17 protein-coding genes are annotated in these 12558 nt (G+C 71.2%); 8 read left to right on the plus strand and 9 right to left on the minus strand.

Annotated features, from left to right (window positions below):
- Positions 1-24: 24 nt before the first annotated feature.
- From groL to ASG73_RS15450, 5 genes are all read right to left on the minus strand, one after another.
- On the minus strand, positions 25-1659 hold the full coding sequence (gene groL, locus ASG73_RS15435) for a chaperonin GroEL (protein WP_055997207.1): 1635 nt from the start codon (positions 1657-1659) through the stop codon (positions 25-27).
- Positions 1660-1843: 184 nt separating this feature from the next.
- The gene (locus ASG73_RS15440) at positions 1844-2308 is read right to left on the minus strand and encodes a hypothetical protein (protein ID WP_055997210.1); all 465 of its coding nucleotides are present in this window, start codon (positions 2306-2308) and stop codon (positions 1844-1846) included.
- Between the two features lie 141 nt (positions 2309-2449).
- Positions 2450-2593, minus strand: coding sequence for a hypothetical protein (locus tag ASG73_RS18445; RefSeq protein ID WP_235499489.1), 144 nt, complete (start codon positions 2591-2593; stop codon positions 2450-2452).
- A complete protein-coding gene (locus ASG73_RS18450; protein ID WP_055997214.1) occupies positions 2545-2748 on the minus strand; it encodes a hypothetical protein in 204 nt (67 codons plus the stop codon). Before ASG73_RS18450 ends, ASG73_RS18445 begins: the two co-directional genes overlap by 49 nt.
- A gap of 17 nt (positions 2749-2765) precedes the next feature.
- Complete coding sequence (locus ASG73_RS15450; protein WP_055997217.1) at positions 2766-3056, minus strand: DUF3263 domain-containing protein; 291 nt, start codon at positions 3054-3056, stop codon at positions 2766-2768.
- Between the two features lie 234 nt (positions 3057-3290).
- Between ASG73_RS15450 and ASG73_RS15455 the strand changes: the two genes are divergently transcribed.
- Positions 3291-3605 (plus strand): hypothetical protein, encoded by a 315-nt coding sequence (locus ASG73_RS15455; protein WP_055997221.1) that lies wholly within the window; start codon positions 3291-3293, stop codon positions 3603-3605.
- 74 nt (positions 3606-3679) lie between these two features.
- Here the strand turns inward: ASG73_RS15455 and ASG73_RS15460 are convergent, their stop codons facing one another.
- The gene (locus ASG73_RS15460) at positions 3680-5038 is read right to left on the minus strand and encodes a pyridoxal phosphate-dependent decarboxylase family protein (RefSeq protein ID WP_055997665.1); all 1359 of its coding nucleotides are present in this window, start codon (positions 5036-5038) and stop codon (positions 3680-3682) included.
- Positions 5039-5073: 35 nt separating this feature from the next.
- Positions 5074-5733: an arsenate-mycothiol transferase ArsC gene (locus ASG73_RS15465; protein WP_156466325.1), complete on the minus strand. Its 660-nt coding sequence runs from the start codon at positions 5731-5733 to the stop codon at positions 5074-5076.
- Positions 5734-5911: 178 nt separating this feature from the next.
- On the opposite strand from ASG73_RS15465, the gene ASG73_RS15470 reads away from it, so the two are divergent.
- From ASG73_RS15470 to ASG73_RS15500, 7 genes are all read left to right on the plus strand, one after another.
- Positions 5912-6145, plus strand: a complete 234-nt coding sequence (locus ASG73_RS15470; RefSeq protein WP_055997227.1) for a three-helix bundle dimerization domain-containing protein — start codon at positions 5912-5914, stop codon at positions 6143-6145.
- Between the two features lie 76 nt (positions 6146-6221).
- Positions 6222-6899, plus strand: coding sequence for a uracil-DNA glycosylase (locus ASG73_RS15475; RefSeq protein ID WP_082567305.1), 678 nt, complete (start codon positions 6222-6224; stop codon positions 6897-6899).
- Positions 6896-7705, plus strand: coding sequence for an SGNH/GDSL hydrolase family protein (locus ASG73_RS15480; protein ID WP_268766366.1), 810 nt, complete (start codon positions 6896-6898; stop codon positions 7703-7705). Before ASG73_RS15475 ends, ASG73_RS15480 begins: the two co-directional genes overlap by 4 nt.
- A 107-nt stretch (positions 7706-7812) precedes the next feature.
- Positions 7813-8214, plus strand: a complete 402-nt coding sequence (locus tag ASG73_RS18190; RefSeq protein ID WP_055997233.1) for a TOBE domain-containing protein — start codon at positions 7813-7815, stop codon at positions 8212-8214.
- Positions 8211-8966 (plus strand): molybdate ABC transporter substrate-binding protein, encoded by a 756-nt coding sequence (modA, locus tag ASG73_RS18195; protein ID WP_055997236.1) that lies wholly within the window; start codon positions 8211-8213, stop codon positions 8964-8966. The genes ASG73_RS18190 and modA overlap by 4 nt, the downstream gene beginning before the upstream one ends.
- The gene (locus ASG73_RS15495; protein WP_055997239.1) at positions 8963-9739 is read left to right on the plus strand and encodes an ABC transporter permease; all 777 of its coding nucleotides are present in this window, start codon (positions 8963-8965) and stop codon (positions 9737-9739) included. Before modA ends, ASG73_RS15495 begins: the two co-directional genes overlap by 4 nt.
- Positions 9736-10782 (plus strand): sulfate/molybdate ABC transporter ATP-binding protein, encoded by a 1047-nt coding sequence (locus tag ASG73_RS15500; RefSeq protein ID WP_055997242.1) that lies wholly within the window; start codon positions 9736-9738, stop codon positions 10780-10782. Before ASG73_RS15495 ends, ASG73_RS15500 begins: the two co-directional genes overlap by 4 nt.
- On the opposite strand, the gene ASG73_RS15505 is transcribed toward ASG73_RS15500, so the two are convergent.
- Both ASG73_RS15505 and ASG73_RS15510 read right to left on the minus strand, forming a co-directional pair.
- On the minus strand, positions 10775-11908 hold the full coding sequence (locus ASG73_RS15505; RefSeq protein WP_055997246.1) for an LCP family protein: 1134 nt from the start codon (positions 11906-11908) through the stop codon (positions 10775-10777). The two genes, ASG73_RS15500 and ASG73_RS15505, sit on opposite strands and share 8 nt — an antisense overlap.
- Positions 11909-11928: 20 nt before the next feature.
- Positions 11929-12558 carry a PepSY domain-containing protein gene (locus ASG73_RS15510; RefSeq protein WP_055997249.1) on the minus strand — a complete coding sequence of 210 codons (630 nt, stop codon included), beginning with the start codon at positions 12556-12558 and terminating at the stop codon, positions 11929-11931.

Raw genomic sequence — 12558 nt, forward strand, 5'->3', positions numbered from 1 at the left:
AGGTGCTGCGTGCAGCGGTGGGGCTCAGAAGCCCATGCCGCCCATGCCACCCATCTCGTCGCCACCGGGCATGGCCGCGCCGGCCTTTTCCGGCTTGTCGGCGATGACGGCCTCGGTGGTGAGGAAGAGCGCCGCGATGGAGGCGGCGTTCTGCAGCGCGCTGCGGGTCACCTTGGCGGGGTCGATGATGCCCTCGGCGATCATGTCGACGTACTCGCCGGTGGCCGCGTTGAGACCCTCGCCTGCGGGGAGGTTCTCGACCTTCTCGGTCACGACGCCGCCGTTGAGGCCGGCGTTGGTCGCGATCTGCTTCAGCGGAGCGGAGGCCGCGACGCGAACGATGTTCGCACCGGTGGCCTCGTCACCCTCGAGCGAGAGCTTCTCGAAGGCCACCTTGGTCGCCTGCAGCAGCGCGACGCCACCACCGGCGACGATGCCCTCCTCGACAGCAGCCTTCGCATTGCGGACAGCGTCCTCGATGCGGTGCTTGCGCTCCTTGAGCTCGACCTCGGTGGCCGCACCCGCGCGGATGACGGCGACGCCGCCGGCGAGCTTGGCGAGGCGCTCCTGGAGCTTCTCGCGGTCGTAGTCCGAGTCGCTGTTCTCGATCTCGGCCTTGATCTGGTTGACGCGACCGGCGATCTGGTCCTGGTCGCCTGCACCCTCGACGATGGTCGTCTCGTCCTTGGTGACGACCACCTTGCGGGCGCGACCCAGCAGGTCGAGCTCGGCGGTCTCGAGCGAGAGGCCGACCTCCTCGGAGATGACCTGGCCACCGGTGAGGATGGCGATGTCGGCGAGCATGGCCTTGCGGCGGTCACCGAAGCCCGGAGCCTTGACGGCGACGGACTTGAAGGTGCCCTTGAGCTTGTTGACGACCAGCGTCGACAGTGCCTCGCCCTCGAGGTCCTCGGCGATGATCAGCAGCGGCTTGCCGGCCTGCATGACCTTCTCGAGGACGGGGAGCAGGTCCTTGATCGAGCCGATCTTGGAGTTCGCGATGAGGACGTAGGGGTCCTCGAGCACGGTCTCCATGCGCTCGGTGTCGGTCACGAAGTAGCCGGAGATGTAGCCCTTGTCGAAGCGCATGCCCTCGGTGAGCTCGAGCTCGAGACCGAAGGTGTTGCTCTCCTCGACAGTGATGACACCTTCCTTGCCGACCTTGTCCATCGCCTCGGCGATCTTGGCGCCGATCTCGGGGTCAGCAGCAGAGATGGAGGCCGTGGCAGCGATCTGCTCCTTGGTCTCGATCTCCACGGCCATCGAGAGCAGCTCGTCGGAGACCGCGTTGACGGCCTTCTCGATGCCGCGCTTGAGGGCCATCGGGTTGGCGCCGGCGGCGACATTGCGCAGGCCCTCGCGCACGAGCGCCTGGGCGAGCACGGTGGCCGTCGTCGTGCCGTCACCGGCGACGTCGTCGGTCTTCTTCGCAACTTCCTTGACGAGCTCGGCCCCGATCTTCTCGTACGGGTCGTCGAGCTCGATCTCCTTGGCGATGGACACGCCGTCATTGGTGATCGTGGGTGCGCCCCACTTCTTCTCCAGGACGACATTGCGGCCCTTGGGGCCAAGGGTGACCTTGACGGCGTCGGCGAGGGTGTTCATTCCCCGCTCGAGGCCGCGACGGGCCTCCTCGTCAAAAGCAATGAGCTTTGCCATTCGGGTGGTCCTCCACGCGAATCGAAGGGTCATGACCGGGGGCGCCCGCGACGGACGGAGAGCGACCGTCCGGCTCACGTCACCGGGCGACCGCACCCCTCACCTGACCGGTCAAGGATTATCACTCTCACGGGGAGAGTGCTAACGCCATTATTGGCACTCTCGGTGGTCGAGTGCAAACGCGTCACGTCCGCGGGTGGAGGTCCTCGAAGGTGGCGCGCATCTCGCCATCGGCGTCCGAGGAGGCCGGGTCGTCGAGGTCGGCGACGAAGATCGCGACCAGCTCGCGAACCGGGTTGCCCTCGATCTCGGCGAGCAGCCCGTGCCACGCAGCAAGGTTGGGGTGCTCCACCTGCGTGCACGCCTGCGCCGGGGACAGTCCCTCTGCGGCAGCGGCCAGCTGCTCGGGCGAGACGTCGAGCGTCGCGGTCGACCCGTCGTGCCGCAGCACGGAGGCGAGGACGACGGCGGCCAGCCCGTGGCTGCCTCCGGGGACGTTGACGTGCGGCAGCTGCCAACTCGGGTCGCTGCTCGCCGAGGTGATGCCGACCGCCCAGGCGACCGGCTGCCGCCAGCCGTCGATCCGCCGCGTCAGGTGCTCCTTGATCGCCGCGAGCCCGGCGGGGGTGCTCCAGTCCATCTCAGCCATGTGTCCACCATGCCAAGGCGGGGGCGGCTCCGGTACCCCCTGCGCACCGGAGCCGCCCCACGGGACCCTTCCCTCGAGGAGACGCGCTCGGGCACGGAGCGGTTCGGTGTCGACCGGATCTGTGATCAACCCGTGATCAGGTCAGCCACGCAACCGCTTCTCGCGGACATCGGTGGCGGGCACGAAGCCCGCTGCGTCGTAGAACTCCTCGGCACCGGGCTCGCAGCGCAGCCGGATCACACCGATGCCGGCGTCGCGCGCCCAGGCCCGGCAGGCCGCGAGCAGGGAGCGGCCGACGCCGCAGCGACGGTGGTCGGGCGCGACGTAGCGGCACGGTCGAGGTAGCCCACCTCGCGGGCGCCGTCGATCGCGATCGCGAGCTGCAGCGAGAGCGCCGCGAGGACGTATGCGTCGTCGGGACCGGCCTTGACGATGCGCACGACCGCTCCCGGAGGGCTCAGACCTCGATGCCGAGGCGGCGGGCGCTGCGGGTGCGCTGGCGCTGGTCGCGCAGGCGGCGCAGCCGCTTGATGAGCATCGGGTCCTCGGACAGGGCGGCCGGGTTGTTGATCAGGCCGTTGAGCACCTGGTAGTAGCGGGTGGAGCTCATGTCGAAGAGCTCCTTGATCGCCTGCTCCTTGGAGCCGGCGTACTTCCACCACTGACGCTCGAAGGCGAGGATCTCCCGGTCGCGGTCCGTGAGCGGGACCGAGGGGGTCGGCTGGGCGGACTGGTCGGCGAGGTTCACGCGACGCACTGTACCGAGGTAATCACATGCTTGTCATTACCTCGGCGTGTCGGCTGGACAGGTGGGACGAAGGGGGTCACTCACGCCCCCTTCGTCCCATCCGTCACAGCGACGACCGCTGGGCGCACGCCCGGACCGCAATGGTCAGCAAAGAGTAAATTCGGTGTTTGGCGGCAACGGCGCCGCTGCCCGGGGGGCAGGGCCGGGACCCTCGTCTCGGAAGGACGAAGCATCATGAAGAGGACACTCATCACCTGCGTCATGGCGGCAGGCCTGCTGCTGGTCGGCGCAGGATCGGCATCGGCCGGCGAGGTCACCGGCAACGGCAAGACCACCCAGGCCCCGATGCACGCGAAGTCGATCTGCGCCTTCTCAGGGCTCGACACACCCGACGCCATCGAGAACAACCCGCCCGGGTTCGACGACGACTTCCTCGGCCACGGCACGCAGAGCTACGGCCAGTTCGTCGCCTACGGACTCAAGGCGATGCTCGGCGACGAGAGTCCGGGCAACTCGTGCCGCGGCAACCTCGTCTTCGCAGGGGAGTGAGCGCCCTCGTCGACGAGTGACTCACCCACAGCGGCCCCGGGCAGCCCGCCCGGGGCCGCCGCGTGCCATGGAGGTCAGCCCATCGAGTCGAGGATGTCGCTGATGTCCTGGGTGGTCGTCTGCGGGTTGACGATGGCGAAGCGGGCCAGCGTCTCCCCCTCGTGCGTGGTGGGCACGATGAAGGCGAACTCCTCGTCGAGGATCCGGTCGGACCACGTGCTGTAGTCGGCGGCGCTCCAGCCCTTGCGTCGGAAGACGACCACGGACAGGAAGCGCTCGCCGACGAGCTCGAGGTCATCGCGCCGGTGGATCTCCGCCTCGGCGAAGGCCGCCACCTCGAGGGTCATCTCGACCGACTTCGTGTACGCCTGCGTGCCGTGGGTGGCCAGGGAGAACCAGAAGGGCAACCCGCGCGCCCGACGGGTCAGCCCCACGGAGTAGTCGGTGGGGTTCCAGTCGGTCGCGTCGGTGAGCACGTCGAGGTAGCCGGCGCGCTGGGTGTGCGCATTGCGGGCCGCCGCAGGGTCGCGGTACAGGAGCGCGCAGCAGTCGAAGGGAGCGAAGAGCCACTTGTGCGGGTCGACGATGAAGGAGTCGCACTGCTCGATGCCCGCATACAGCTCACGGACCGACGGTGCGGCCAGGCCGGCGCCGCCGTAGGCGCCGTCGACGTGGAACCAGACGCCGAGCTCGCGGCAGACCTCGGCGACGGAGGTCAGGTCGTCGATGATGCCGAAGTTGGTCGTGCCGGCGGTGGCGACGACGGCGAAGTAGGTCTCGGGGCCGTTGGCGAGGAGGACCTCGCGCAGGCGCTCACCGGTGAGCCGACCCCTCTCGTCGGGCTCGACCGTCGTCAGCTCGGCGTCCATGACGTCGCAGGCGGACTGGATCGACGAGTGCGCGCCGCGGGTGGTCGCCACGCGGAAGGGACGCTGCCCGGGTGCGGCGGTGCGACGGGCCTCGGTCCGCGCGGCAACGAGGGCCGAGAGATTGCCGATCGTCCCGCCGGGGACGAAGACCCCGCCCGCCGACTCGGGGAGACCGACGAGGTCGGCGATCCAGCGCAGCGCCTGGTTCTCGGCGTAGACAGCGCCCGAGCCCTCGAGCCAGGACCCGGCATAGATGGAGCTCGCCCCGACGACGAGGTCGAACATCGCGGCCGCCTCGGTGGGCGCGCACGGGATGAAGGAGAGGTAGCGCGGGTGATCGACGGACAGGCAGGCGGGGGCGAGGACCTCGGCGAAGAGGTCCATCGCCTGGTGCCCGCCCATCCCCTCGGCGGTGATCGTCTGCCCGGCCTGCTCCTGCAGCTGGGTCGGCGTCAGGGGACGGTCGAGCGGCACCGGGTCGAGCTCGAGCCGCTCCTTGGAGTAGTCGAGGACGATCTGCGCCAGCTCGGCCAGGGAGGTGTTGTCATCAGCGAATCCATGCACGACGTGCACTCTAGGGCCGCGCCGACCCCGCAGGGTCAGCGCGAGCGGTGGGCGTCCCCGGAGCTGTGGTTGAGCTCGCCGTCGTCGACGAGGTCGCCGATCAGGTCACGGACCCGGGCCTCGATGTCGTCACGGGCGACGCGCACCTCCTGCGGGCTGCGACCGACGACGGCCGAGATGTCCCAGGTGACGACCTGCTGGGCCTCGGGCAGCTCCTGCTCGGTCAGACCGATGCCGACGACGACCTCCATCGCCGAGGTGACCTCGCGCGTCACCGGCTTGGGGAAGGCCTCGGGCAGCTCGATGCCCTTCTCCGTCATCGCCGTGCGGACCTCGGGCAGCAGCGAGGCCATCGGGTTGATGCCCGCGGAGGCGGCGATGACCGCCTGGCCTCCCACCGCCTCGGCGAAGGCGGCGGCCATCTGGGAGCGTCCGGCGTTGCCGTTGCAGACGAAGAGGATGCGGTGGACCCCCTTCGCCGACCCGCCCCTGTCACGAGCCGCCGCGCCGAGACGCTCCTTGGCGAAGCGGGCGACGAAGACGGGCAGGTAGGTGTCGATCGTCGCCGTGCGCTCCAGCTGGGCGCGGGAGTCGGCGACGATCTCGTCGACCTCGTCGCGGGTGAACAGCCCCTCGAAGCGGTCGGCGAGGTCATCGGTGATACGGCGGTACTCGTGGGCGCGGTCGTCGGTCACGGGAGCCTCCTGGCAGATGGTCAGGACCTCCATCCCAGCGAAGGGAGTCGCCCGGCGGGAGAGGCCTGCGGGCGAACCTCCGGTGAACTTCCCGGGGTTGAGAGTTGAACAAGAGACCAACCAGTTGTTAACCTTGTGTTCATCTACTGAAGCAGCGATTCCGGACCGGGAGGCCCACATGTTCCTGATCAACGTCGATCACGTCGCCGCCAGCATTGCCGCCGACCTCTGCGTGCGCTACCCCACCGTGGCCTGCGAGCGGATCGAGGCGATGGTCGCCAGCGCCCGCGAGCGCATCGAGCCGACCAACGAGCACCCCGAGTTCCTCGCGCCGCTCATCGAGCACGCCGTGCGCATCGAGCTGCACGACCTGGCTGGCGCCCCGGTGCCGCCCACCAGCGCGACCTGCTGACGCCCCTTCGTTCCCCTCGCACCGATCCCTCCGGCACCCCTGCGCCGGAGGGATCGGCACGTCGTAGGTTTGACCGGTGCCCACGCAGCCGTTGACCGATCTCATCCACCCCTCGTGGGCGCAGGCCTTGCAGCCGGTGGCGCCCACGATCGCCGCGATGGACGACTTCCTGCGGCACGAGGCCGCCGAGGGACGCGGCCACCTGCCCGCGCGCGAGCACGTGCTGCGCGCCTTCACCATCACCCTCGACGAGGTCCGCGTCCTCGTCGTCGGGCAGGACCCCTACCCCACGCCCGGGCACGCGATCGGCCTGTCCTTCGCCGTGGCCCCTGACGTGCGCCCCCTCCCCCGGTCGCTGGTCAACATCCACCGCGAGCTCGTCGACGACCTCGCGGTCCCGGCGCCGAGCACCGGCGACCTCACCCCGTGGGCGCAGCAGGGCGTGATGCTGCTCAACCGCTGCCTGACCGTGCGACCCGGCGCACCCGACAGCCACCGGGGCAAGGGCTGGGAGTCCGTGACCGACCGCGCGATCGAGGTGCTCGCCGCGCGCGGCGGTCCGCTCGTGGCGATCCTCTGGGGCCGCAAGGCCCGCAACCTCGCGCCCGCTCTCGGCGACGTGCCGCGCATCGAGAGCGCCCACCCCTCACCGCTGTCCGCGCGCCACGGCTTCTTCGGCTCGCGGCCCTTCAGCCGCACCAACGACCTGCTCGCCCGGCAGGGCGCCGACCCGATCGACTGGAGACTCCCGTGACCGAGACCGTCCACCCCTGGCGCCGCTACATCGCGATCGGTGACTCCTTCACCGAGGGCATGTCCGACGCGGACCCGCTCATCCAGGGCCGCTACGTCGGCTGGGCCGACCGACTGGCGGCCGCGCTGTCGACCCAGGTCCCCGACGGCGAGTTCGCCTACGCCAACCTCGCCGTCCGCGGTCGCAAGCTCGACGACGTCATCGGGCCCCAGCTCGACGCCGCCCTCGCCGCGGGACCCGACCTCGTCTCGATCGTCGGTGGCGGCAACGACATCCTGCGCCCGCGCGTCGACCTCGACGAGATCGCCGACCGCCTCGAGCAGGCCGTCGTACGCATCCGCGCCACCGGCGCCGATGTCCTCATGGCCACTCCCGCTGACCCGGCGGACGCGGGGCTGCTGGCCTCCCTTCGCTCCCGGCACGCGGTGCACAGCGCCAATGTCTTCTCCATCGCCCAGCGCCAGGGCGCGCACGTGCTCAACCTGTGGGGCCTGCGCGCGCTGCGCGACTTGCGGCTGTGGTCCACCGACCGCATCCACCTGAGCACCGAGGGTCACCGACGCGTGGCGCAGGAGGCGCTCGCCGCCCTCGCCCAGCCGGTGAGCGACCCCGACTGGCGCTCGCCGCTGGCCCCCGCGCCCGCTGTCGCGCGCCGCGAGCAGGTCGCCGAGACCGCTCGCTGGGCCCGCTCCTACGCCGCACCATGGGTGCACCGCCGGCTCACCGGACGCTCGTCGGGCGACTCGGTGACGGCCAAGATCGCCGAGCCCGCTCCCTTCGGCCCCGCGGACCTGCCCGGCGCCTGAGCCCACACCTCCCCCGCGCATTGCCATAGGGCAATGCGCGTCCAAACCTGCATTGCCATAGGGCAATGCGCGCTCACTGGCGCAGATGCTGCTGCTAGTCTCGCAAAATGGCGCAGATGCGAGTATCAGACGCGGCCGAGCTGCTCGCGGTCTCCCCGGACACGGTCCGACGGTGGATCGATGGTGGTCGCCTCACCGCGACGAAGGGGGCGGGTCCCGTCCTCGTCGACGGCGCCGATCTCGCGCGCCTCGCCCAGGAGATCGCCCACCCCGCGCCGGTCGGGCCGGTCACCGACGAGTCCGCCCGCAACCGGATGCGCGGCATCGTCACCGAGGTCCTGCGCGACGGGGTCATGGCCCAGGTGAGCCTGCAGGCGGGGCCCTTCCGCGTCGTCTCCCTGATGTCTCGCGAGGCCGCCGACGAGCTCGGCCTCGAGCCGGGCGTCGTCGCCGTCGCCTCGATCAAGTCGACCAATGTCGTCATCGGGACCCCCGGCGGCGCGTCGTGAGACGCGTCCTCGCCACGACCACGGTCACCGCCCTCGCTCTGGCGCTGGCCGCCTGCGGGTCGGGCAACGACTCCGGCGACGGCTCGACCACCCTGCACGTCGCCGCGGCGGCCTCCCTCACCCGGCCCTTCGAGCAGATCGCCACGGCCTACGAGAAGCAGCATCGCGGCGTGCAGGTCGAGCTGCAGTTCGCCGGGTCCTCCGACCTGGCCACGCAGGTCGTCAACGGCGCCCAGATCGATGTCTTCGCCTCCGCCGACACGGCCAACATGGACAAGGTGGGCGACGCGATCACGGGCGACCCGGCGATCTTCGCCACCAACACCCTGACGATCATCACCGAGCCGGGCAACCCGAAGAAGATCACCGGGCTGAAGGACCTCGAGAGGTCCGACCTGGCCGTCGTCGTCTGCGCCCCGCAGGTCCCCTGCGGCACGGCGACCCAGATGCTGATGAAGCGGCAGCACGTCACCATCGACGCGGCCAGCGAAGAAGCCCAGGTCACCGACGTCCTCACCAAGGTGACCACGGGCGAGGCCGACGCCGGGCTCGTCTACGTCACCGACGCCACCGGGGCCGGCGACGCGGTGGACACCGTCGCGACGAAGGGGGCCGACCAGGTCGTCAACACCTACCCGATCGCGCCCATCGCCGGCAATGCCTCGCCCGACGAGGCGCAGGCCTTCGTCGACCACGTCACCGGCCCCGAAGGGCAGAAGGTCCTGAAGGCCAAGGGTTTCGGCGCACCGTGAAGCCCCCCGTCTGGCTGTGGATCCCCGCGTCCGGGGCGATCCTCGTGGTCGTGCTCCCGCTGCTCGGGCTCCTCTCCTCCGTCGACGTCGGCAGCCTTTGGCCGCTGCTCACCTCCGAGGCATCCGTGACGGCGCTCCTGCTGTCGCTGCGCACCTCGCTCGCGGCGACGGCGCTGTGCATCGTCCTCGGCGCCCCGCTCGCCCTCCTGCTCGCTCGCGGCAGCTGGCGCGGGCAGTCGACCCTGCGGGCGCTGGTGCTGGTGCCCCTCGTGCTGCCTCCGGTCGTCGGCGGCCTCGCACTCCTCACGACCTTCGGTCGGCGCGGCCTGATCGGTGAGCACCTCGTCGCCGCGGGCCTGTCGATCTCCTACTCGACCACCGCGGTCGTCCTCGCGCAGACCTTCGTCGCGCTCCCCTTCCTCGTCCTGTCGCTGGAGGGCGCGGTGCGCGGTCTCGACCGACGCCAGGAAGAAGCGGCGGCCACCCTCGGTGCCAGTCCGTGGCGGCGCCTGACCCGGGTCACCCTGCCGTTGGTGGCGCCCGGTCTGCTGTCGGGCTCGGTGCTCGCCTTCGCGCGGGCCCTCGGTGAGTTCGGCGCGACGCTCACCTTCGCCGGGTCCGCGCAGGGTCGCACCCGGACGCTCCCGCTGGAGATCTACCTGCAGCGCGAGGTCGACCCGGACGCCGCGATCGCGCTGTCCCTCGTGCTCGTCGTGCTGGCCACGGTGATCGTCGGGTCGGTCTACGCGCGCACGACGAGGGCCGCCGCATGAGCCTGCAGGTACGCGCCCGATGGGCCGAGCGCGGCCTCGACGTCGACCTCGACCTGCCACCCGGCCGGCACGCGGTCACCGGCCCCAACGGCGCCGGCAAGTCCTCGTTGCTCGCGATCCTCGCCGGCCTGGCCCGGGCCGACGACAGCCGGGTCGTGCTCGACGGTCGCCCGCTCGACGACCTGCCCCCGCACCGCCGACGCGTGGTGCTCATGTCGCAGGCCGGGCAGCTCTTCCCCCACCTGGACGTGCGCGACAACGTCGCCTTCGGGCCGCGCAGCCACGGCAGGGGCCGAAGGGAGTCACGCGCCGCCGCGGAGCACTGGCTCGACGTCGTCGGCATGAGCGACTTCGCCGACCGTCGCCCCTCCCGGCTCTCCGGCGGGCAGGCCGCGCGAGTCGCCCTGGCTCGGGCCCTGGCGGCCGAGCCCGACGCACTGCTGCTCGACGAGCCGCTGGCGGCCCTGGACGTCGAGGCGACACCGGCGATGCGGGCGGTCCTCTCGCGAGTGACCCACGAGCGGGAGGACCTCGTCGTCGTGCTCGTCACCCACGACGTCCTCGACGTGCTCACCGTCGCCGACGGCCCGACCGACACCCTCACCGTCCTCGGCCAGCAGGTCGAGCACGGACCGGTCCGCCAGGTCCTGGAGCACCCCCGCAGCGACTTCACCGCCGGGCTCGCGGGGCTCAACCTGCTGCGCGCAGAGGCCACGCCGGGGGGAGGTGCGATCGCCGGCGATCTCGACATCGCGACCGGCCCGCACGAGGTGGCCGGGCCCTGCTGGGTGACCTTCACCCCCGACGCGGTCTCGCTGCACCACGACCACCCGGAGGGGTCGCCACGCAATGTCTGGCAGGGTCGCGTCTCCCGGGTGGAGGCGCACGCCGGACGGGTCCGCGTGTGGCTGGAGACCCCCTTCGCCATGAGCGCGGAGGTGACGCCCGCGGCGCTGGCCGCGCTCCCCCTGCGGCCCGGCGACACCGTGTGGGTCTCGGTCAAGGCGAGCCAGGTGCGCGTCCACCCGGCCGCCGTCAGCTGAGCCGACCGTCCCGGAAGTCGCGGAAGGCGGCCTTGGACTCCGCGTCGAGGCGCACGATGGACTGGCCCGACTGCATGGCGGTCGGGCCCTTGGCCACGGCGTGGCCGACCTTGGTCGGACTGACCCGGTAGAAGGACGCACTGAAGAGGAGCATCTCCTGCGCCGACAGGTCGCTGCTCGCGTGCTCGTCGATGACGGTGAGCGCCCTGGGCACCACGCCGGGTCCCTTGACCTTGGCCTGCAGCGCGGCCGCCGCGAGCAGCAGGCCCTGGTTGCGGGAACGGCCGAAGTCCCCGTCGGGCAGGGTCTTGCGCTCGCGGGCCCAGGCCAGGGCGCTGTCCCCGGAGAGATGGTGACGGCCCTTGGCGATCCGGCCTCCGGGCAGGTGTGAGTCGAGCGCCTTGGGCGCGACGAAGTCCAGCCCGCCGAGCTCGTCGACCATCGCGGCGAAGCCCTTCATGCTCGTCACGACGTAGCCGTCGACGTCGATGCCGCTGATGCTCTCGACCGACGTCGCCTGCCCGTGCGGACCAGCGAAGACCATCGAGGAGTTGAGCTTGCCGTGGCCGTGGCCGGGGATCGGAACCCACAGGTCGCGGGCGAACCCCATCAGCCCGGCGCCGCCCGAGCCGTCGACACCGAGCAGCTGGATCGCGTCGGCACGGGAGCGCTCGACGTCCTGACCGGGACGGGCGTCGGAGCCGAGGACGAGGACATGGCGGCTGCCACCGAGGTCGGCCTTGCCCTCGCTGCCGAGGCTGGGCCACCAGCCGCCGACGACCTTCCAGGCCGTGCGGCCCTTTGGTCGCACGGCGAGGGTGACGTCGTCATCGGCGGTGACCACGGCGACCTTGGCCCCGCGCCAGGTGCCGAGCTTCGCCGTGCCGTCCAGCTCGTGGTCGCCGTACTTCTTCGCCACGACCTTGGTCAGAGCCGCGGGTGCACCGGAGACCTCGGCCCGGGTGGTGGTCGTGGTCGTGGTCGACGACGAGCCGGTCGACGACGACGGGGAGGACGACGACGTGCTCGAGTCCTCCCCTTCGTCCGGGGTCGCGGTGCAGGCGGCGAGCGCCAGCGTGATCGCGGTGGTGGTCGCGGCGGTGCGGATGGCGAAGGGAGATCTCACCCCTCCACCGTAGGTGCGGCTCAGCCGTCCTGCTCGACGGTGGCCTTGCCGGTCCTGACGTCGACGAGGACGTCCTTGTCGTCACCGGCGACGTCGATGCTGATCTTCCAGGAGTGCCTGCCGCCCTCCTCCTCGAGCTCGGCCTCGTCGAAGGTGCCGTCGACCTCCTTCAAGGCCGCCGCGATCGCCTCGGGCAGGTCGAGCGTCGCCGCCTTCAGCCCCGCCCGGTCGTCGCTGTCGAGGTCCCCTTCCTTGCCGGCGCTCGCCGTGCCGCCCTTGGCGACGTCGACCTCGACGCTCGTCGCCCCCTTCGCGACGTCGATCTCCCAGGTGCCGTCGCCGTCCTGGTCGTCGACCTCGTAGGCGGTGCCCCCGGCCTCCTTCTCCGCGGCGGCGATGGCAGCCAGGACCGGGTCGGTGGACGTGGCGGAGGACGTCGTCGACGTCCGGGACGCGGAGGCGGACGTGCTGGCGGAGCTGGACGTGCTGGTGGAGCTGGAGGTGACGCTCGACGACGCGGACGGCGTGTCGCCGGGCCGCTGCGTGCGGGACTCTGCGGGGCCGGCCGGGGCGTCCCCGTTGCCGCAGGCGCTCAGGCCCAGCAGGGCTGCGGTCGTGAGGGCGAGGAGTGCGCTGCGTGTGGTCTTCAT

Source organism: Janibacter sp. Soil728, from assembly GCF_001428305.1.
In the GTDB taxonomy this organism is placed as follows: Bacteria; Actinomycetota; Actinomycetes; order Actinomycetales; family Dermatophilaceae; genus Janibacter.

What these genes read in the sequence shown, in the direction of transcription:
- ASG73_RS15470 (WP_055997227.1), top strand. Translation starts at nt 5,912, where the DNA reads ATGTTCCTGATCAACGTCGATCACGTCGCCGCCAGCATTGCCGCCGAC.
- ASG73_RS15455 (WP_055997221.1), top strand. Translation starts at nt 3,291, where the DNA reads ATGAAGAGGACACTCATCACCTGCGTCATGGCGGCAGGCCTGCTGCTG.
- groL (WP_055997207.1), bottom strand. Translation starts at nt 1,659, where the DNA reads ATGGCAAAGCTCATTGCTTTTGACGAGGAGGCCCGTCGCGGCCTCGAG.
- ASG73_RS15500 (WP_055997242.1), top strand. Translation starts at nt 9,736, where the DNA reads ATGAGCCTGCAGGTACGCGCCCGATGGGCCGAGCGCGGCCTCGACGTC.
- ASG73_RS18190 (WP_055997233.1), top strand. Translation starts at nt 7,813, where the DNA reads ATGGCGCAGATGCGAGTATCAGACGCGGCCGAGCTGCTCGCGGTCTCC.
- ASG73_RS15510 (WP_055997249.1), bottom strand. Translation starts at nt 12,558, where the DNA reads ATGAAGACCACACGCAGCGCACTCCTCGCCCTCACGACCGCAGCCCTG.
- ASG73_RS15440 (WP_055997210.1), bottom strand. Translation starts at nt 2,308, where the DNA reads ATGGCTGAGATGGACTGGAGCACCCCCGCCGGGCTCGCGGCGATCAAG.